Genomic DNA, 21,791 nt, shown 5'->3' with positions numbered 1-21,791 from the left:
CCCCGTTAAGGTATCAGCTATATTGGCACTCGGTGATATGGCTGTACCTGTTTAAAAAATAGTATTTTCTTTGCTGGTTAAGGCATCATCACTGGCTCCCAGCAACGACATCAACTGCTTTAATACTTGGTGTTTCTGATAGACCCAGCGAGTGTAGGTTAAAGGGTACAAAGTCAGCCCTGCGCGTTGAAATATTTTGTAGCGGCTTAAATGATAGTAATCTTGTGATTCACCCGGATAGCCAATTAAATCAAGGGCAACGGTATTTTCGCCATATTGACAGACCAAATCTAACTCAGCGCCCGCAATCGGGTAGTTTTTCCAAGTATTGATACCGTTCAAGGTTAATAAACGCGAGACCTCTGCCTGAAACGCATCAAAGTCACTGACATCATCTAATGAGTAACTTTGGTTGCGCTCTATGCTATGAACATATTCAAATAATAGCGACTGGGATGGCAGCTTGTGTGGACGAGTAGAGAGGAATATATACTGTTCATCTCGCGCCCGCGTGATCGCCACGTTAAACACGTCTTCACGATTCATATAGCGATATTGCTGGCCTGAGCTGTTTTCATCAACACACATGCTGATCAGCATAATGTCGCGCTCTTCTCCTTGAAAGCCATAAGGCGTTTCTATTTTAACTTTATGGCGCTCTATTTGGTCGTGAGACAAGTATTTGCCAAGTAGCTTAGTCAGTAAGATAGTTTGTTCACGAAATGGCGATAAAATGCCAATACTCGAGGTCAGGCCCATTTCCGTGAGATTGTGGATCTTGTTGCGTAAAAACGCTAATAATGTCAGGGCTTCTTGGTTGTTTTTACCGCTGTTATATTCGCCCTGACATTTAATGATACTGATTGGATAATCGCCTTGATTACCGGGCTTATGACGCATTATTTTAAGTTGGCGATGGTAAAACTTGCGGTTACTGAAATCAATTAACGCATTTTTACTACGAAAGTGCTCATCTAACACCACAATAGCGTATTGGTTTTGGATGCGGCGATTAGCCAGATCTAACGCACTGACGTTACGATAATTAAACTCGTCCCCTTGACTGGCTAAATCATATCTATCCTGTAACTTACTTTGTTTTTTGCTGGATAAAAAAGAGATAAATCTGAGTTGTTTATCATCACCAACAATCACTAAATGCTTAGCCCGATAGATCGCGGGTAATACACTGGCTATGTCACATTGGCTTGCTTCATCAATGATCACTAAGTCAAACAGCTCTGCTTTAAGGGGTAAGCTGCGGTGTAAATCGCCCAAGGTACCAAGCCACACCGGCATGGCTTGCAGTAGCACGCTGTAATCAATCTTGTCAAAGCTGGCTTCTTGTTGCGCCGAATTATTGGCATTAATTGCCTCGCGAAAGCTATTAAGCTGGCGACGGTGATGAGTGAGCACGGTGTGTAAGCGCTTACGTCGGCTTTCACTAATGTAGTGGCTTAAAGCCACATGGCGAATGCGTTGTTGCTGGGTGATCTGCGAGAATACATCGAATAAAATATCTTGATTCAAGGTGAAACGTTTCGCCCACCAAGCATTAAAGCGGTTAAAAAAATTCGCATTTTGCTGCACTTTCCAAGTCGACATGCCGTAGCGAATCGCTTTTTTACAACGCTTGGCAAATTGTCGCTCTAGCTTATCCATTTTTAGCTTTTGTTTTTGCAGGCTATCTAACGGGGTATGGGTTTCATTTTGTTGTGTCAGATAACCACTCAATAGATCTTTTAAGTAGCGCTTTAACTTTTTGTGATAGCTTGCATTACCGACGCGCACTACAAAGTCTTGCTGACCTAACATAGATTCAATTTTATCGCCAACGATGTTAACGCTTTCATTGTTTTGACCAACGACAAGTACAGACTCGCCCTGTAAATAACGCTCTAGCGCGAGGCAAGCAATGGTGTATGACTTGCCTGTGCCCGGGGGCCCAACTATTTGACTAACAGTATGGCGTGAAGCGTTGTGTAGTGCTTGGCGCTGGGCTTTACTGAGCACGGCTGGAATATTATCTGGCATAGCTGGCGCAAGCTTAGGCGCGGGGCGCTGATCATCCGGATGGCTTGGCTCATATTTCGTGTTAGGTAAGTACTGGTCACTTTCGCTACTTTTCTCACCGAGTAAAAATTGTGTCACCGAGCTCGGCATATAAGAGGCCACTGCCATGGCTTTTAAGTCATGAAGAATGCCTCGAGAGGCCACCGAGTAGTTAATTAAGGTAACCGCAGACGCAGCAATTAGACTAAACTGGTCGGTTTTGATTTGTGTCTGTTTGGCGTCTATTTGTTCCGCCGTGGCCAACTTTGGGTAATGATACAGCTCTAAACAGTTAATATTATTACTTAATGAACTGATCCAGTGGCTCAGTTTTGCAACATCGCGTTCGGTAATATCTTTATTGATAAAGTCGGGCTCAGAGGTTTGACTTGATTCCGCTAAGATCCAGCGTAACAAGGGCCAGTTAACAATAGGCTTGCTTTTTTCAATGGTGAGATAATATTCGTTGTTTTCTAAGCTAACCTGCGCCTGATAATACAGTAGGGGAGCGCAAACCGTCCGTTTACCCGGGTAACTTGGTGGTAACTTTCCGAGCAGAAAAAAGCTGCCGTAGAGTAAGGTCTTTTCGCGTTTGTACAGTGCTTGCGATTGATATAAGCGCTCACCATAACTGCGCGGTAGCGGGTAGCGTGGCAATTCACCAGTAACTAACGCTTCTCTACCTTGAATAAACCGGGTAAATTCGCAATTACGATGAAATACGTTAAACAGAGTTAAATCTCGGTTATCTGCTTGATAACAAGCGCGATAATATCGAATGAGATTGCGACAACTCCGGTCTAACATAATATTCCCTGAGATAATAAATCATGCTAATGCATTAGCATGACATTCTGCAATGCTAGGCAAAAAAATTAAAGCTGCTAAATAGTAAAATTTGAACTCGGCGAAGAGAGAAGTTCTTCGCCGTGTAACATATCAAGTTAACTCAGGGGGGAAAACCGATATTTCTATTAATTATTGTTAAGAAATCAATCGAGCTAACGATTGCAGGCCATTAGCCTAATTTGGTCCATAGCCGCTCAAACTCATAGCTAAATGCTTGCACCAACTTAGGATTATCGGTGGTTGCGATGTTTTCTTGATTAAATTTAGAAGCGCTGCGGGTCCAGTTAAAGCTGCCGTTTAACAGTACTTTTCTATCAAACAAGGCAAATTTGTTGTGCATGTGGTGCTCTGTGCGGTCAACTACCACCGGAATACCTGCTTCATCGAGTTGGTAAACATCTGAGCCTTTGTCATTGCGCTTATCATTATCAGAGATGATGCGTACATTGATCCCGCGCTGGTGGGCCTTGAGTAAGGCGGCAGAGATTTCATTACATGAAATGGTAAAGACACACACATCAATGCTATGGCGTGCTTGGTTACACAAGCTAACAATGCGGTTTAAGCAATCGTTACCTGGGCTAAAACAAGCGTCAGCGACAATACTGGGCTGCTGGCTATTTTTGTCTAAGGTTTTGACCACATTTTCTAGCCATTTGATGGCGCGAAATTGCGCTTCGTTAAAATCACCTTGCTCTAATAGCACCGCAAACGCTTTATTGCGAATAAAGCTAATTTTGTCGGGTTGATTTTGTAACTCTTGAGTCAATTCAGCCAGCTGGTTTTTCTCGCTTTGATCGAGTTTGTTGTCGGCTAAGCTCTCCACTAAAGCTTGTTCTATTTCTTGTTGATTCATATTTATTTACTCTGTTCGTGTTTGGGCTTTTTGCTAATACTCACCTGAGTTTTACCTGTCTCTGTGGTGGTACGCTTAAAGCGATAGCGAGTTTGACTCAAGGTATCGTTGATGCCGGTTAAATTGGCATTAATGTCGAGTAGTTGCGATACCGCTTTGAGGGTCATGTCGCCATCGCCGCCTAAGGTTTTATGCTTAATAAAGTCGGCTTTAATCTGCTGCCAGCGCTGAGCTTGTTCGGCGGTCATGTTGCCGCGTAACTCGGCTAATTTAAGTAAGTTCTCTTCGGCTCCCGCAGCTAACATTTGCGCTTCGCCTAAATAGTGATCTTCAATTAGTTGCATCAGCTCATCCTCGTTCATGACCGAAGAGACCTTTTCTGCCATTTTATTCATGTTACGGTAACTGCCTTGTAACTTGAACGGTGGCTCTTGGCGGTATTTATCGGCTTGCGCAGCAGAGGCGATATAACTTTGGTTTACCGACAACACAACTTCTTGAATACGCAGTAACTTGGTCAATACACCGGTAAGTTCATTGAGCTCAGCGCCGCTATAACCGTGCTCTAGTTCACTGCTATCTACTTGGTTGCCTTTAGCCATATTCACCAGTTTATAAATATCTTGCTGTGAGCGTGTTGCAAGCGGTGCCAATACTGGATTTGAGGTCATGGCATTTTCCAAGTAACTCAAGGCAAATGCTTCGTCCATGCCACCTAAAATATCGCCTAAGTTATAAATATCGGCGCGGTTAGCCAGCATGTCTGGAATTTGGAATGCTTCACCTGATTCGGTGTAAGGGTTACCTGCCATAATGACGCAGAATTTTTTACCACGTAAATCATAGGTTTTCGGTTGCCCTTGCCAGATACCTTCAATGCGGCGAGTACCATCACACAGCGAAATGAATTTTTGTAGGAACTCTGGATTGGTGTGCTGAATATCATCAAGATACAGCATCACGTTGTTACCCATTTCTAGACCTAAGTTAAGCTTAATTAGCTCTGCTTTTGCCGTCGCGTTCGGTGCTTGTGCTGGGTCGAGCGAGTCAACTTCATGACCAATTGATGGACAGTTGATCTTCATAAAGATTAAACCTAAGCGACTGGCAATGTACTCCATCAAGGTGGTTTTACCGTAACCCGGTGGTGAAATGAGCATTAATAAGCCCATTAAGTCTGTACGCTTGGTGTCGCCCACTGTGCCCATTTGTTTGGCGAGGTTATCACCAATAATAGGCAGGTAAGCGTCGTTGATCAGTTTGTTACGAACAAAAGAAGACAACGGACGCGCTTTAAATTCAGATAGGCGTAGTTGCGCTTTTTGGTGTTGCGCCACTTGGCTACGAACTTGTAAAAATTCATTATAACCGGGCAAGACAACTTGCTGATGGTGCTCAAGGCGCTGCAAAAAGTTATCAAGTGATAAGGTTAAGCTGCGATCTTTGATCCGTGCATGTTGCCCCATTAAGCCGTTGACGGTGAAATCAAGATTGATATCTAATACGCGACGGCTAACTCTACCTTCACTATTGATGAGGGCAATTGCTTCCGGAATGTAGCCTTGGTATGGCTGCATTTTCTTGTTGCTGACTAAGGCTTGTAACCAAGCTTGGGTGAGTGCCCAGCGTTGTCCTATTTGTCCTTTAAGTTTCTCTAAGGTGTGCTGATAAGAGTTCCACGACGCCGTGTCCATGGCGCGTTTTAGCTCATCTGCTAGATGGGTGGCGTATTTACTACTGGAAAATACCACGGGCTCTTTAGCGAGCTCTTGCACTAAATAGCGCGAAGCTAAGTCAATCGCAGTGTCATCAACCGGTAATTCAAACTGCTGAGCAAATGCTTGCTGCGCTTGTTTTATTTCGCGCTCAAGCAGTTGCTTGGCATCACTTGAGCTAAACAAGGCTTCCATGCGCAGCGCCGATTTGGCGCGCTCAACCCAGGTTTGTTGCTGCGGCTCTTGTTGGTTGTTGGCCCAATAAATCGCGGCAAAACCACGGCTGAGTGGTGGATACTTGAGCACATCTGCACCGGTTAGAGCCGGTAATAATTGCGCCAAGATCAAACTCGCATCATGATCATGAATACCCCGCTCGTAACCCTCTTTATAGCGCGGTGCGGCAAAGTCTTTAACCAGCTGGTTAAGCTGTTGCTCATCGGTTTGTGCTAATCTTAGGGCTTCTAACGTTAGCCCATTTTCGTTGCGCTCAGCAGCATCTAAAATTTGCTTAACAAGGTATTCGGCGCGATAAACATCGGCGGTTTCTGATTCAATTTCTTGTGGCCAAAAGGGTTTAAGGCGGTTTAGTGCTTCATCATCAGCAACGTCAAAGTAGTCGGTGCCGGTTAAGTGAAACACCAGTTTGTCGTCTTTTGGTAATAAGGTGAGGTCTAACTCTTGAGTGTTTACGGTAAACTTATGACGCGGCCCCAATTTGATGACGTTACCACCGTCTTCAAATATTTCCGACTTATCGCGCAATGAGCGTACGGCTTGATCTTTGCTATTTTTAAATTTGGCTTCAATGTCATCGGCTTTGACCGAATCATCGAGCGCTCTTAACTGCGATACCAAATCATAAATTTTAAGCGCTAAGGCATCGGAAGCAAAAAAAGTATTAAGCTCGTCAAGCTCGGTGAATTTTTGTACTCGGCGGGTAATACTGGCCAGAATTCGCTCGGCAGCATCTTTTAGGGTGCTGGCTTTGCGTTGCCGCGTTTCCACCATGCGCTGGCGGTGCGCTTCAAAGCTTTCGATAACCTCTTCACGTTTGGTCAGAATATCGGTGAGAAACTCTTCTTGCTCACTAAACTGGCTCTCCAGCTCTTCTAGCTGTACCAGCAAACGAGACAATTGTTCATCGGCTTTTTCTGGGGTATTAGCTAAGCCTAAAGCGTTGGTAATACTTTGGCTAAATAGCTTAAATTGCGCTGAAAATTGCGCTAAGGATTCGGCACTGCCTAAGCTGCTTTTTTTATGCTTAGCGCTGGCTTTAGTTTGATTTAAACGGCCATAAATTTCTGAAATGGTGTCGATGATGCGGGTGCGCACCGTGGCATCGTTAACTTTTAAGGTTGCCATTAACTCGGACAGTAAATCGAGCCCTGAAGCCATTAACTCCAGTTTTTCGGCAACTGGCTCAAGCTCGGCGACGGAAACGACACTCTCTAACTCTTGATTAAGTTGATCTAATTTGTCGTTATAAGGCGCTAATGAGGCGTCTTTCGCCAAGAAATCAACGGTCTTTTGGCTTAGTTGCGCTTCTTCTTGCTCGAGCTTTTTGCTCATCTCGGCAATTTTTTGCTCATCCATGTAGCGCATGGATTTAATGGTTAGTAAATGCCCTTTTTGTTTGCGCAGTGAATCTAATCCGCCAACAAACAGCTCGGGAGTTTGCCAAGAGTCAGGTGTTAACGCGCTAATAATGCTGGCTTGCTTTTGCTGGGCTTGTTGTAGCGCTTGTTGCGCTTGCTGACGGATGGTTTCAACTTTTTCAAACTCATCCAAAACCAGCTCGGACGTTTCTGATATTTGTCGTAGTAACGGATCAATTCCGTTTACTTGGGGGGCGTTCATCCAGTGATAGCTATCAAACATGCGGTTAACATTTTTGATTAATTCGCCATAAAGCTTAATAGACACCGCTTGGTTATTAATGGCTTTCACTGTACTAAATAGCTCAGAAATACCGCGGACTAATTCAGCATTACCTATTTTGCCAAAAAAGCTTTGCTTACTGGGTTGAGTGCTGGCGTAAAAATCACTGCAATAAGGCGTTTGCCAAATTTGCATTGGGTGCACGCGTGTTGGCTCGTCTTCAGCATAAAACAGTACCACACGACCATCGGCGAGGGCGGCGTAGCCATGGCCAAACAGTGGGTTTTCCAGTGATTTATTGATCAGATTGTAAGAATATAAGCCGACTTTACCTTCAACGGGTTCATAAAATACATACAGCACATCTTCGCCATTGGGGCTTTTGATGGTTCGCTTATATTCAAGGCCTGTGATGTCGTCATCAAAGGTTTTGTATTCACCATTTTGTAAATAATAACCACCGGGGAAAATAATGCCGTGGTTTTCAGGTAGCTGAATGCAGGCGTGGCCAATATTATCAATGCGCACCACGGTTTCGGTATTGCGGTTATAAACTAAATAACGCCAAGTTTCTTCGCGATAGGGCAATATTTTCAATAAGATCAACGAACCAACTTCGGCATAGCAAAAGCGCGCATCATCCAGTGATTGGTTATCATCAACCACATCTTCGGCGTAAATACCAAGGCCTGAGTTAGTGTTGTTTTCGATCTTGATGGTTAAGTCACCTTGGGTGGTTTCCACAAACAAGGTGTCTAAAATATTCATGTGCGGGAAGCGTCCCGCCACTTCATTTTCTCGCGTACATTCACGCCATTCAAAATCATATTGATTAGGAGGCTGAAGATCCCGATCGCCGCGATTATCAATATACTCGATGGTTTGGCCATCGCTGCTAATACTCCAACGGAATACTCGTACGTCAGACAGCTTTAAACCAATTTGAAAACTGGCCAGTAACTTGCCATCACGTACCGCCAGGCGCAGTAGGCGGGCTTCTTTGTAATAGGTGTAAAGCTCGGTGAAATCTTGCTCAAAGCGTCCGTTATCTAAGAAGCTGCCAGCCATGGGCTCGGCATGCATCTCATAACCGGCTTCGGTTTGATTTAACTTATACAGGCCGAATACATCAGAAATTTTAATTTCTTGTTTCAGGCCGATAAAAACGTTGTAGCCAAATAACAGGTAATCGCCCGCACAAACAATATCACGTGCTTGGCAGTTATTTTCAGTTCTGACTCTGACTCGCCCCAGCACATGCATGTCTTCACGGCCAAATTCTTCTAGGCGTGCTTGGTTGAGTTGCTGGGTTTTTTGTTCAAGCTCTGCGCCTTGCTGATTAAGGCGTGCTCGAATAACTTGGTAAGCTCCGCCTTGGGCGACGGCGGCTAAATCTTGTTCATTTTCTGCAACAGTTTGATCCGACATCATGCATCCTTTTCAAATACTAGGTGTAAAAACCGGCTCAATCGAGCCGGTTTGTAAACAATGACGTGGTTAAACGTTATGCTTCAGTGGACTCTGTTGTCGGTTTTTTCGCTTTGGTTTTTTCGTTCAACAGGCCACCTAATACATCAGATGAGTCTTTAGTTGGCTCTTGAGTGGCCTCTTCACTGCCTATAAACTTGTTCAGTAGCGCCGCTACCGACGGGCTTTTACCCACTAAGCCGTTGATCGATTTACCAACCGTAAGCGCTTTACTGAGTGAGTTAAAGTAGTCGCCTTGGCCACCAACAATATCAATGTTGGCTTTTTCAAGGGCAGAAGAAAGTACATTCGCTTGTTGCACGGCAATGTCTTTGTTCACCGAGATGGCTTCCATCGCTTGCTCGAAGTCTTTCTCTAGCTGCATACGGAACTCTTCATGTTCACGCGCATCTTGCGACATCGTAGCCATGGCGCTGAATTTCTCTACTAGACCTTGCGCTTCCGCGTGGAATTTCGCGCTCAATACGTCTGCTTCGGCCATGCCTTGCTCTTTATCACCTTTGGCTTGAGCAGACAGTTTCATTGCTAATACATCCGCTTCAGCGGTTCCCACTTCGCGAGAAGCAAGGGCTTTAGCCAAGCCAATGTCTTTATCACCTTTAGCTTGAGCAGACAGTTTCTCTGCCAGTACCGCCGCTTGTGAAAGGCCGATATCTTTATCACCTTGGGCTTGAGCGGTGAGTTTTTCTGCCAGAACCTTCGCTTCTGCTAGACCATCTTTTTCTTTCGCGCTGGCGTTCGCTTCTAGTACGCGGGCTTTAGATAGGCCAATTTGCTCATCACCTTGTGCTTTAGCAATTAAGGTTTCTTGTTCAACTCTCGCTTTCGCTAAGCCTTCTTTTTCTAAGGCATCGGCAAGGGCTTCTTTGACCCGTGCTTCTGCTAGGCCTGGTGCTGATTGCTCAGCCTCAATGCCTTCTGCAAGTTTCTTCATTGCATCAGCATTTTTCGCTGATGCTTCCAGATCCGCTTGGGCCATGGTGATGATTTTTTGTGCTTCGTGTTTCGCTTTGATTTCATCTGCTTCAGCTTGTTTCACTTGCTTAACAAGCTCTTCTTGCGCTTCTGCCTCAGCATTTAAGATCACCACTTGGCGATTACGATCAGCTGCTGACACTTCACGAACTTCTTTAATTCGCTCTTCTTCTTCCGCCACGGTTTTCTCAACCGCAATACGCTCACGAACCACGTTAGCGATTTCTTTTTTCTCTACTTCTAGAGCGCGTTCTTTCTCAATGGTTTGCAGCGCCACTTCTCGTTCACGAGAAACCACTTCTAGGTCTTTCGCGCGTTGTACCCGCTCTTGCTCTACGCCAATGGCGCGTTCGCGGTTTTGTTGTGCCACTTCAATTTCACGTAGCTTGTTTTCTTCTTGAATAGAAATTTCTTGTTCCGTTGTAATGCGGGCTGATTCCGCTTTTAAGCGCTCTTCCTCGCTAACACGCATTTGTTCTGATTGCTCACGCGCTTGAATGTTAGCTACTTCACGCTCTTGTTTCGCGCGGGCTTCTTTTTCTTGGCGATCCAGTGATAACAAGTGTTCGATGGTTTCAACGTTTTTCTTTTTAATTGCGCGCTCTTCATCGCGAATAAATTCGTTGGTTTTTACATTTTCTCTTGAAGTCACTTCGGTTATTTTACGAATACCTTCAGAATCCATAATGTTATTTGGATCCAGAGCCGATTTTGGTGTTTGCTCTAGGTAATCGATTGCCACGTCTTCGAGGGCGTAACCATTTAAGTCATTACCGATGGTTTTAACAATTTCATCGCGGAAAAATGCACGCTCTTCGAATAACTGTAAGAACTCCATTTTTTTACCCACGCTTTTTAGCGCTTCAGAGAACTTAGCGTTGAAGAGCTCGTTAACAGCATCTTTATCTGACGCGCGATCGGCGCCAATCGATTTAGCTACTTTTAATACGTCTTCAGCGGTTTCGTTTACACGCAGGTAGAACGCTACGGTGATGTCGGCACGCATGTTATCCAAACAAATTAGGCCGTCTTTACCACGACGGTCAATTTCTAAGGTGATTAAAGAAATGCGCATTTTTTCCATTTTATGGATCACTGGCACAACAAGGGCACCGGTAAAGCGAACCTTTGGCACGGCTTGAGTGGTGTTAACAATCAACGCAGTGCCTTGCGGAACCTTAATGTAGAAGGCTTTAACGAGCATTGCCATGGCCAGTAGGCCGACAAATGCAATGCCAACAATGATGAGAATGGTAGTGATATCTAACATATTTTGTCCCTAAAGAAATAATTACGAATGAGGGGTTACGTGGTAAATGTCTTGCTCTGCTTGGTATTCCACCAACAAAACAGTATCGCCACGATTAAGTTGGTTAGGTTGTTGTGCTCTTATTTTTATAATGATACCGGCTGCGCCATTGTTAAAATTAGCTTCACCAAAGGTATCGGTCACTGTGTTGCTGCGGATCACCGCGGTTTGACCAACAAGATCTTTTTTACTTAAGACTTCTTGGTCGCGAAAAACTTTACGTAGGGGTTTAACACATTGGCTAGCAATTAGGTCGCCGACGAAAAGGCTGATGAGCATTGCTACCAAGCCAACTCCTATTTGCATTAGCAAAGGAAGGTCCCATTGATTGATTTGATTTTGCATCATCATGCTGACTATCCATGAAAAGTAGAATAGCAGTGACAGCGCAATGGTGGCAGGTACGCCATCGAGTTTAAGTTTGGTCAGTATGCCTGTCATGTCTAAAAATGAGTCGTCGACATCAATATCAAGCATTTCAATTTCGGTCATGCCAATCATGGTCGTTAACCAATATAAGGTAAACAAAATAACAAAGCCGGTATAAATGGCAGTTGGCAAACTAAATGCAAGACTGAAAAACATGCTCATTGTGTCTATTCCTACCTGATGATTAGCATTTTTATTGTTATTTGATGATCAAGGCAATATTAAATGCTTGTTTATATCAGTATTAAAAAGCCAGCGCAATTATGAGTTTGACTATTTTTTGCTATTTGAGGCTGACATTGGTTTCAGCTGTACTTATGCCAAGCTGAGCCCTAAATCCATGCTGAAAAAACAGTCAATAAACTCTAATTAACGAAAGTTAATGTTCTAAACACCGGATATTTACCAATGGGGTTATAAGATAGCGACAAGTTTTAGACAGTTACCTTGTTTTCCACTAAATAGCGATTTGTTGATCCGTGATGTTTTTACCCGTCATAGATAGACGTTAGCTTAGTAAAGGTAAAAAGGAGCAATATGAAGTCTTATTCGTCTTACGTACAGGCTATTCGTTCACAAGCGGGGGCTAATGCGTCTGCTAATGGTTTTCCGGCAGTGCTACGAGCATTTATTCTCGTGTCATTATTTCTGTTAGCACTGCCACTTCTTTTCGTATTGCTGGCACTGCAGTTAGCGATGGGCGTCGGTTTACTTATTACCGCGATGGTGATGAAAAAGCGTCAACCCCAGCATGTCAAAGCTAAATGGAGTAATGGAGAAAAGGTCATTAATCCTCTTTAGTTTAATTTGTGTCGTGTTTTGAGTGTTTTAGTTTAAATGTGTTCCATGTTCCACCAGCTCCATCCGTAAATTGTGTTTCTATTGTGCTTGTCACCATCCCTTTTGCCCAACCTTGAGTTGGGCTTTTTTTTGCCAGTATAAAATGTGTGTGCTTATCCGCGCTTTTGTCTAAGCAATGTCTTTTGCCCAACCTTGTGTTGGGCTTTTTTATTGCCAGTACAAAATGAGATTACCTGAAATCAAGCATCTCTAGGATAGCCGGACTAGTTAGGGATAAAACAAACACAGGAAGGGGCATTAACGGCAAACTGCGCCTCAGTTAAGGTTAGGGTGCCGTTGTGGGGATCGCGGGTTAATAGGCGAATGTTGTCACTCTGCTGATTCGCTACCACGAGCACGTCTTGGTTTGGCGACAGCGCAAAATGACGTGGGAATTTCCCACCCGTTGGGCAACTTGAGCTAAAGCTTAAGGTTTGGTTGTCGGGGGCTATGGCAAAGCAGCTAATACTGTCATCACCGCGATTACTTAAGTAAACAAACTTACCTTGTTGGTCCACCACGACTTCGCCAGGATAGCTGTGGTTGGTATTATTAGCTGCCAAGGCGGGCAGGGTGTCGAGTAAGGCTAGCTCGCCTGTGGCTGGATTAAATTGCACTTGAGTAATGGTGTTGTTTAATTCATTGGCGACATATAGGCTTCGACCATTAGGGTGAAATGCGCAGTGGCGAGGGCCGCTGCCTGCGGGCATGTTTAAGCTAAATACTTGCTCAACCGCACCCGCTGGATTAAAACCATAGCTTACGAGCTTGTCTGCGCCTAAATCGGCGACAACAAAAAAGGCATTATCGGGTGAAGTGGTAGCACTGTGCACGTGGGCTTGGCTTTGACGATCGCTTATAACACTAGAGCCTGAATGTTGAATGCAGGCTTGTGCGGTGGTTAATAGGGCTGGTTGCGTGACATGAAAATCGGTAAAGTTACCGCCGCTGTAATTCGAACAAATTAAGTGTTGGTTTACCCACGTTAGATGGCAGGGATCGCCGCCTTGACTTAATTGTTGCGTAACCAGTTTTGGTTGTTGTGGTTGAGTTAAATCGTATTGCGCGACCCAACCACTGCTTTCTTCGTTGGCGTTATTTATCTCACTGACGGCAAACAATTGCTTGATGCTCGCCACGTAAAGTAAATAGCTGGCATTGTCGAGCTGATTGTCAGTGACGATGGGGTTAAATTCAATGTTTCCCGCTGATTGAATTAACGTTAGCCCTTGAATGCTGGGGGTGCCTGTTGGATTGTAACCGCCGACGTATAACAACATAGTTTCCTCGATTCAGTCAGAAGATAATTTAGGGTAAAGGCAGCTGCAACATAAATTGCGTTCCCTTCCCGAGTTCGCTTTCTACTTTTATTTCGCCACCATGTTGTTCAATGATGGCATGGCTAATGGATAGTCCTAGACCCGTCCCTTTGCCCACTTCTTTAGTCGTAAAAAAGGGATCAAAAATTTTATCCATGGCTTCGGGCGCGATACCGACGCCTGAGTCATAAACCTCAATATACAAGCGGCGATCTTTTTGAAACGCTTTGATGCCGACCACTTTTTCATCGCAATCTTCGACCGCATCACGGGCATTGACCAGTAAATTAAGCAGTACTTGCTCAATTTGTACTTTGTTGCATTTTATTTGTGGTAAAGCAGGCGCTATGTTTTCTCGTACTTCTATGTTTTTACTAAAAAATTGGCGCTTTAAGAACATTAGGCTGCTATTGACCAGTTCATTTGAGCTAATGGTTTGGTGCTCATCATGAGCCGAATCACGGCCGAAACAACGCAGCTGTTTTATGATACTTTGTGCGCGATCGACTTGTTGCATTATGTCAGTAAAAGCTTTGACCACGCGGTTATGTTTATTTTGTGCTAAGTATTCCGGCCCCATTTCGGCATTCATACTAATGACTTGCAGTGGCTGATTAAGTTCATGGGCTATCCCAGTGGCCATTTCACCTAAGGACGCGAGTTTAGTGGAGTGAACTAACTGGGATTGGGTGTTTGCTATCTCTTTATTCTTTTGCCTTAGCTCATCATTTTTCGATTCTAATTCCACCTTTTTACGTTCAACTTGACGTGCAAAGTAAAATGAAAAAGATAAGAGTAAAGAGATACACAAGCCAAATGTCAGCACCATGTTAGGTAGCATACTGGTGTTTTTATTCAGTAGTGATTGCGATGGCCAGTTGTAAATTTCCCAATGTCGACCATAAACCGTGATTTTTGTTTGCAACATATTTTGGTCTATGCGGGTATTTTCTGGCACTTGTTGATAAACAATTTGTCCGGCTTCCATCATGGTAATTGGAGTATCAAAGTGGCCGTTTTCAAGAATTAAACTCAGCAATTTGTTAAAGCTAAACACGCCTACGATATAGCCGTCAAATTCACCTTTAAGATACAGTGGTAAGAAAACCAAGAAACCTTTGCCGCCATGAGCAAGCTTGACACTTTGAGATATCGCCACTGTGTGTGTGGTACGAGCTTGTTGTAAGGCATTGTTATGATATTGATTTATCTCATTGAGCAGAAGTTTGCTTTCGCTTTTCTGTTTAATCGGAGCAGCCCACTGGATGGTATTATACCGGTCGACCCAAGCAAGGCTGTGGTAAGCCTGCTCATAAGTCATAAAATTAAGGGCGTCAAAGTGCCATTGGTCAAAAGGGGTGCCATTGTTATATTCCCAACGCTTCGCCATGCGTTTGAGAGATTGCACCTGCTCGGTTAACTGAACTCGTATTACCTTAGCGATATTGGCACTTTGATTGGCGACTTCGTTTTGAATAACTAGGGTTTCATGCTGTTTTAAATGATGCCATGAACCAATAGAAAGAGTTGCGCCGAGACACAAGATTAAACAAGCAATGATCTGGTACTTCAAAACGCTCTCCTTGGCCTAGGAGCAAGACCGGCCATGCTCATGATAATTTATTGGATATTTGCTGATTTTTTTTCATAACGCTCTGTGATTGCTGTAAATTGTCGCTCAATAATAATTTTTAAGCTGGGCGCCAGTTTATCATTCTCTCAACATGAACTCACGACCAAGGGTAAAAAATATGTCACGTAACGGATTTACTACGCAATTAATTCACAGTGATCGTCTTCTCGGTTTAGAGCATGGTGCTATCCATGCCCCCATTCATCCTTCAGTGCCTTATGGCTATCAGGACGTGAATGATTTAGTGGACGTGTTTCAAGGTAAAAAAGCGGGACATGCCTATGCCCGCCAGTCAACGCCAACCATGGATGCATTAGGCCATAAAATTTGTCAGCTCGAGCAAGGTGTCGCTAGCTTGGTGTTTGGTACCGGTATGGCGGCTATTTGTGCGACTTTTCTCACCTTGTTAAAGCAGGGCGATCACCTTATTTGTAGTCGCTTTGTGTTTGGTAATACTTCAAGTGTCATGGGCACGTTGCGTGGCTATGGCATTGAAGTCACCTTAGTGGACGCTACTTCTATCGAGCAAGTAAAAAGCGCCAAGCAAGCCAATACGAAAATGGTGTTTGTTGAAACTATCGCTAACCCCGTAACACAAATTGCGGCATTGGCTGAAATCGGCGCGTTTTGTCGCCAAGAAAAACTACTGTATGCGGTCGATAACACCATGACATCGGCTTATTTATTTCAACCTAAGACGGTGCAAGCAAGCTTGATTATTAGCTCTTTATCTAAGTATTTCGGCGGCCACGGTAACGCCCTAGGTGGCAGCGTGACAGACACAGGTTTATTTGATTGGTCTGAATATGAGAATATTTTTGACGGCTATAAGAAGGGTGATCCTAAGTTATGGGGTATTAGCCAAATAAAGAAAAAAGGCTTACGTGACATGGGCGGAAGTTTAAGTTCGGAAGCGGCGCATTTGCTTTCGGTGGGCTCAGACACCTTAGCCTTAAGAATGCAGCGCCAGTGTCACAACGCCATGAGTTTAGCCAAGCTATTGGACGCACACCCAAAGGTTGCCAAAGTATATTATCCAGGTCTAGCTGATCATCCTCAACATCAGAGAGCCAGTGAGTTATTTCGTGATTTTGGCGCGTTGTTGAGTTTTGATCTTGTTGATGGCATTGATTGTTGTGCATTTTTAAATGAACTGCAATGGGTTATTGGTGCCACTCATCTCGGTGATAACCGCACGTTGGCCTTACCGGTTGCGCCGACAATTTATTTTGAAATGGGTCTTGCAGCGCGTCAAGCCATGGGGATCAGCGAGAACATGATCCGTTGTTCGATTGGCATTGAAGATACCCAAGATTTACTTGATGACTTTACTGGTGCATTAGATAAGTTTTAACACCAGATTAACCGAAAAAATAACAAGGCATATTTAATGAATATCGTGTTTTTGGCCTTTGCCATTTTAATCACTGGGTTGTTTTTATTTCTACCCGTTTATAAAGACAAAAAAGCAAGGTTTGCGGATTTTCCACAGCAATGGCGGGATATTTTAAGTACAAATGTCCCTATGTATAACGTGTTGCCTGAGCCGTTAAAGCTACAACTGCATTTGTTAATCAATAGCTTTTTGCATCGTAAAACGTTCTACCCCTGTCAAGACTTAGTCATGACCGATGAAATTAGGGTCACCATTGCAGGCCAAGCTTGTATCTTGCTGCTCAACCGAAAAACCGATGAGTTTGCTAAGCTAAAGTCAGTCTTAGTTTATCCCGCTGCCTTTATTGCCGCGCACACCAGTGTTGATGAAAATGGCTTGGTGAGTGTTGACCAAAAGGGCTTAGCGGGTGAATCATGGGGCATGGGTAAAATAGTGCTTTCTTGGGATGATGTGAAAAAAGGGGCGATGGATGTAGCTGATGGCCATAATGTAGTGTTACATGAATTTGCACATCAATTAGATTCTGCCGATGGTTCAGCTAATGGCGCACCCATTTTGAGCTCTGCGAATGCTTATAAAAGCTGGGCAAAAGTAATGAGTAAGGAGTTTGCTGCTTTGCAACAGAATCAACTGCACCATGTTCGCAGTGTAATGGATGATTATGGCGCGACCAATCCCGCTGAGTTTTTTGCCGTTGTGACGGAAACTTTTTTTGAGAAACCAACGCTGCTGAAACAGCGTCATCCTGAGTTATATCAAGTGTTGGCGCAGTACTATCATGTAAAACCCGACGAATGGCAGCATTAAGCGACCAACGAAACCTCGCTTGATGTTTTTTTGTTTAAACTGAATTTATAGCAAAAAACATCAAGGGGGTTTACATGATTTCGTTACTGCATTTTCTAAAAAACGTCGGTGGGCTAATTTTTGTCAGCCTGTTTTTACTTTATACCTTTATGACTCAGGCGCAGCCAACGCCAGATATGAATGTTGCTGATAATACAGTGGTACATGTTAATGAGGTAGCTTTACATTCTGCTTCTACATCAACAGTTAAAGAGTAATAATATCATTGATTAATTGGTGTTAACGCTATGGATACGCTTATTGATCACGGCAAGGATTGCCAATTGTCCGCTGTTAGTTAATCTGTTTTTTAAATTTTTGCTGCGCTATTTTCTCTCTCATTCCTTATTCCCTTAGTTCTATTTGCTCCTTTATTTATCACTTGAAAGCGAAACGCGTTGTCTATCTGCTCAAGTGTTATTGAATGCGCTTTATGGTCTCAGGGGGTTTTTGACTTGGCGTTGTCGTTTGCTGCTCAGCTAAATTTTGCGCTACCTTTAACGTCTCACTAAGGGCTAAATTAAGGGTGGTTTCTGATAGTGGCGTGTAGTTACCCCGTTTATAATCTGGAATGGGTAGCCAAACTTGTTGTAAGTCCATCAGCACATGTAAGCGAATCGCTTCGCTGTGAGGGTTGTGCTTGATCACCACCGCTGGAAAACGAAGCACTTGGTAACGTTTAAGTAACCCTTGGGCCTGGGCGTCGTCAGACTTGACCGTAATACTGATTTTAACCATAGGTCGGATTTGTTCGCTGATGCTCGGTAGGGTTAGGTAATCGGTTTCAAAGTCGTCACAATCTTTACAGGGAGAACGTTTTAGATAAATGAATAAAGGGCGCTGTTGCTGAATGGCGAGTTTTTTTGCTAAGGGGAGTTGCTCAATACCAAATAGCCAGCCATCTTTGCTTGATACATGGTGCTGTGTCTTAACGTGGAAAAACAACAAATAAGCCAACGCCGCCAAACTAAAGGCAGCGACTACAGCAAGTCTGGTGAGTAAGGTTTTATTCATAGTACCCTTTTGTATCACTTAGTCGTTCGGAAAATGAAGCAAGAATCCTGCGCCGCCTAGTTCGCTGTCAAATATCTCTATTTTTCCTGCATATGAGTGGATAATTTCATTGCTAACAGCCAAGCCAATTCCTTGTCCCCCAGAGCTATCTGCTCTAACACCTCGTTGCAAAATTTTATCTCGGATAGCGGTATCAATACCGAGTCCATCATCCTCAACAATAATGGTCAAACCTTGTACTTTATTAAAGCTAGCCGTGATGGATACCAAGCTTAATGTAAATTTACAAGCGTTATCGAGTAAGTTACCCATTAGCTCCAACAAGTCATCTTGCTGACCAAAAAAAATAGCGTTATTAGGGTCATTAAATACAAAACGAATTTTTTTATGTCGATAAACCTTATCTAAGGTATTAATCAGTTTAGTAATTTCCGGTGCGATGGCAATGGGTTTTCCCGTTATATTCTGCCTGCCAGATACTGCTCGACGCAATTGATAGTGCACAATTTGATCCATCTGGCTGATTTGCTCATTAAGAGCAAAATTGATCGCTTCATTACTTGAATTTGTCTCATCGCTGACCGCTTTTAGTAAGGCTAAGCGAGTTTTCAAGCTATGAGCAAGATCGTTCATTGAATGTTGATAGCGCATTTTTTGTTCTCTTTCACTGTGTAACAGCTGATTGAGTGCGGATGTTAACCCTTGCAGTTCGGGCTCGTATTGCTTTGATAACGCATCCCGCTTTCCTTCCTTAATGCTTTTTAACTCTCTCGTTAAGCGCGTTAAACTCGATAAACTCCAATGTATGGTGAGATAAAATAAAGCGGTAAAAAAGCAAAACATCATTACACTGCGGCGCAACACTTTTTGCTTAAACTGCATCATTGCTTGCTCTAAATCTTGTGCGTCTTTGGCGACCGCTATCACATAGCGTGTGGTGTAGTTATTGCGGCTACGCTGCAGTTGAACTAACTGAATAATGACCGGCTCTTTGTTAATTTTTAATTCGCCATAGCGGCTTTCTATGCCATCAATATTGAGCGTCACTAGTTGCGAAACTTTTTCGCCCATCACATTCACTAAGCGGGTACAGGCTGTGCCATTGATATCAACATGTGAGGCGGAGCGCGATCGCCATAGCATGGCTTTGGTGTCTTGATTACAAACAATCCCAACTAAGTTGGCATTGGGGTTATTGAGCTCGCCATAAGAGACTTCTTCAGGCATGGAGATGGTGTCTTTAAGCATTTGCCCTTCAGAAAACAATCCGGTCACAATGTTTTGGAGTAAATTTTGCTGTTGTTGTAGTAATTGTTCTCTGTGGTTACTGATTTGATAGTGGCTGAAAGTGTACAACCCCAGCATTAAAACGCAGAGGCTGGTGGACAGTAACTTAAACTTTAATGAGCGAATTATTTGCATGATATGGTAAACATGTAGCCTTGGCCGCGAATGGTGTTTATCGGCTTTAAGGTATTACTTTTGTCCATTTTTTTGCGCAATCGACTCACCATCACCTCGACCACGTTTGGGTCACCTTCGTTATCGCTGTAAAGTTGATCCAGCAGTTGTTGCTTGGACACCACTTGGCCATGGTTGCGCATTAAATATTCGATAATCTGGTATTCAAATGCGGTAAGCTCTACTTCTAGGTTGTTAATTGCTAAGATTTTTTTTGCGAGATCTAACCGGTAAGGGCCGGCTTCAATTTGCGGCTTGATAAAACCGGCGCTGCGACGAACCAGTGCATTTAAGCGCGCCCACAATTCATCTTGCTGAAAGGGTTTAACTACATAATCATCGGCGCCCGATTCCAGTCCAATGACTTTTTCTTGCCAATTGCCACGCGCGGTTAAAATTAAAATAGGAAAACTTAGCCCTTGCTGGCGAAACGTCTTCACCAATTCAAGACCGTCCATATCAGGTAAACCTAAATCAACAATAGCCACATCAATTGGATATTGGTTGGCATAGTAGTCACCCATTTTTGCATTTTCTGCGTCGTAAACATGATTACCTATGGCTTCAAGTTGAGTTTTTAGGTGGTGACGTAAAATGGCAGCATCTTCAACTAACAGAATTTTCATTCAAACCTCATTTTTGTTTGCCAGGGTAGTTTACCTTGTAAAGGCTAAATCTAAACTTAATAAACAGCAGTAAATATAGTTTAGCTAGCGCAGGTCCCACCGTTGACGGCTATTTGTTATGACGAGGTCATAAAAACATAAAGTTAAGTCTACCCAAAAGGCAGAATCTTTGCCAAAGTTGATAGTTATGTGGCGGGTACTGTCGGTCTGCCCCTCATGGCTCTGCGTTTTCATCTTTGAAAGCGAAATTTGGCGATAAAAACAGTTTAAATAGCGCATATTCTGGCTTAAATCGAGCGGAGATGACTTATATTTCTGGTAGCTAGCGCAGTGAGCTTTTAGAATGAAGCGTTTGTATGATTAACAGTATGATGAACATTAACTCTAGGTTGCGATAAAGGTAGTGATAAACATGGAACATGCATCTTTGCCGGAAGAACAAGCTTTGCAGGCACAATTACAGGCTAAAGACGAGCAAATCAAGGTTTTAGAAGCTAAAGTGGCAAACTTAAATAAGCGAATTGATGAGCGAACGCTCACGTTATCGCAACACTTAGCCAGTTTACGAGGCAATAATGCCCAAGTATCGCCTTTAAATACGCTGTTATTGCAAATTCGAACGCGGGTGCTAAACGATGTGACACGCAATATCGGCATGCCTGACAGTTTAGCGGCCAAGCGAGAGTATAACTTACTCGTTATTGCGGCTACTGAGTTCATCAAAATGCTCGAATTTGGTGCGACGCGAATGGCTTGCTTAGCCGCTGATTTTCTAGATGACTGCGCTGAAAAAAAAGACGTTGAAGGCGAATTGATCATTGATCTTTCCGAAGGGCTGCGCACATTAGCCGATGGTTTTAATGAAACCATTGAGACTGCCTACTATTGGGTGCCTGATCGCATTGATACCCTAAAAGCCGATAGCTTCTATGACGATGAAGAAGATACCGTTCCTGCGCCAGACTCACTACCTGCGTATATCACCCTCATGCGCCATCCGCAATTTAGCGCAGATAATAAAGAGCTCAATGTATTGCTCACCCATGCTTTTGATATTGAAGACTATTTAGTGGAGTAAGTCGCTATCATCACTTGTTGCTGA

General features: G+C 43.6%; 15 protein-coding genes. 5 read left to right on the top strand and 10 right to left on the bottom strand.

What is annotated here, in order from left to right:
* Positions 1-51 precede the first annotated feature (51 nt).
* From K6Y31_RS03265 to K6Y31_RS03245, 5 genes are all read right to left on the bottom strand, one after another.
* Complete coding sequence (locus K6Y31_RS03265) at positions 52-2,859, bottom strand: AAA domain-containing protein (protein ID WP_233051403.1); 2,808 nt, start codon at positions 2,857-2,859, stop codon at positions 52-54.
* A gap of 211 nt (positions 2,860-3,070) precedes the next feature.
* Complete coding sequence (locus tag K6Y31_RS03260; protein WP_233051402.1) at positions 3,071-3,757, bottom strand: phospholipase D-like domain-containing protein; 687 nt, start codon at positions 3,755-3,757, stop codon at positions 3,071-3,073.
* Between the two features lie 2 nt (positions 3,758-3,759).
* Complete coding sequence (locus K6Y31_RS03255) at positions 3,760-8,781, bottom strand: DNA repair ATPase (protein ID WP_233051401.1); 5,022 nt, start codon at positions 8,779-8,781, stop codon at positions 3,760-3,762.
* Between the two features lie 76 nt (positions 8,782-8,857).
* The gene (locus tag K6Y31_RS03250; protein ID WP_233051400.1) at positions 8,858-11,086 is read right to left on the bottom strand and encodes a flotillin family protein; all 2,229 of its coding nucleotides are present in this window, start codon (positions 11,084-11,086) and stop codon (positions 8,858-8,860) included.
* A gap of 21 nt (positions 11,087-11,107) precedes the next feature.
* Positions 11,108-11,716, bottom strand: a complete 609-nt coding sequence (locus K6Y31_RS03245) for an OB-fold-containig protein (protein ID WP_233051399.1) — start codon at positions 11,714-11,716, stop codon at positions 11,108-11,110.
* Between the two features lie 375 nt (positions 11,717-12,091).
* On the opposite strand from K6Y31_RS03245, the gene K6Y31_RS03240 reads away from it, so the two are divergent.
* On the top strand, positions 12,092-12,355 hold the full coding sequence (locus K6Y31_RS03240) for a hypothetical protein (RefSeq protein ID WP_233051398.1): 264 nt from the start codon (positions 12,092-12,094) through the stop codon (positions 12,353-12,355).
* A gap of 263 nt (positions 12,356-12,618) precedes the next feature.
* Here the strand turns inward: K6Y31_RS03240 and K6Y31_RS03235 are convergent, their stop codons facing one another.
* Positions 12,619-13,674, bottom strand: a complete 1,056-nt coding sequence (locus K6Y31_RS03235) for a lactonase family protein (protein ID WP_233051397.1) — start codon at positions 13,672-13,674, stop codon at positions 12,619-12,621.
* A gap of 28 nt (positions 13,675-13,702) precedes the next feature.
* On the bottom strand, positions 13,703-15,286 hold the full coding sequence (locus K6Y31_RS03230; protein ID WP_233051396.1) for an ATP-binding protein: 1,584 nt from the start codon (positions 15,284-15,286) through the stop codon (positions 13,703-13,705).
* A 178-nt stretch (positions 15,287-15,464) separates the two neighbouring features.
* On the opposite strand from K6Y31_RS03230, the gene K6Y31_RS03225 reads away from it, so the two are divergent.
* The 3 genes from K6Y31_RS03225 to K6Y31_RS03215 all read left to right on the top strand — a co-directional run bounded on the left by K6Y31_RS03225 (position 15,465) and on the right by K6Y31_RS03215 (position 17,806).
* Complete coding sequence (locus K6Y31_RS03225) at positions 15,465-16,700, top strand: cystathionine gamma-synthase family protein (RefSeq protein WP_233051395.1); 1,236 nt, start codon at positions 15,465-15,467, stop codon at positions 16,698-16,700.
* 36 nt (positions 16,701-16,736) lie between these two features.
* Positions 16,737-17,549 (top strand): M90 family metallopeptidase, encoded by an 813-nt coding sequence (locus K6Y31_RS03220; RefSeq protein WP_233051394.1) that lies wholly within the window; start codon positions 16,737-16,739, stop codon positions 17,547-17,549.
* A 74-nt stretch (positions 17,550-17,623) separates the two neighbouring features.
* Positions 17,624-17,806 (top strand): hypothetical protein, encoded by a 183-nt coding sequence (locus tag K6Y31_RS03215; RefSeq protein WP_233051393.1) that lies wholly within the window; start codon positions 17,624-17,626, stop codon positions 17,804-17,806.
* Positions 17,807-18,005: 199 nt separating this feature from the next.
* Here K6Y31_RS03215 and K6Y31_RS03210 read toward each other — a convergent pair whose 3' ends face one another.
* From K6Y31_RS03210 to K6Y31_RS03200, 3 genes are read right to left on the bottom strand one after another with little or no spacing between them, the layout of a single operon-like run.
* Complete coding sequence (locus tag K6Y31_RS03210) at positions 18,006-18,602, bottom strand: thioredoxin domain-containing protein (protein WP_233051392.1); 597 nt, start codon at positions 18,600-18,602, stop codon at positions 18,006-18,008.
* Positions 18,603-18,620: 18 nt separating this feature from the next.
* Positions 18,621-19,967: an ATP-binding protein gene (locus K6Y31_RS03205; RefSeq protein ID WP_233051391.1), complete on the bottom strand. Its 1,347-nt coding sequence runs from the start codon at positions 19,965-19,967 to the stop codon at positions 18,621-18,623.
* Positions 19,968-20,014: 47 nt separating this feature from the next.
* Complete coding sequence (locus K6Y31_RS03200) at positions 20,015-20,689, bottom strand: response regulator (RefSeq protein ID WP_233051390.1); 675 nt, start codon at positions 20,687-20,689, stop codon at positions 20,015-20,017.
* Between the two features lie 412 nt (positions 20,690-21,101).
* On the opposite strand from K6Y31_RS03200, the gene K6Y31_RS03195 reads away from it, so the two are divergent.
* Positions 21,102-21,767, top strand: coding sequence for a coiled-coil domain-containing protein (locus K6Y31_RS03195; protein WP_233051389.1), 666 nt, complete (start codon positions 21,102-21,104; stop codon positions 21,765-21,767).
* Positions 21,768-21,791: the final 24 nt, after the last annotated feature.

Source organism: Motilimonas cestriensis, from assembly GCF_021295315.1.
Lineage (GTDB): Bacteria > Pseudomonadota > Gammaproteobacteria > Enterobacterales > CBDFNC01 > Motilimonas > Motilimonas cestriensis.
The sequence above is the reverse complement of the archived record's forward strand: the minus strand, read 5'-3'. Positions and strand labels throughout refer to the sequence as shown.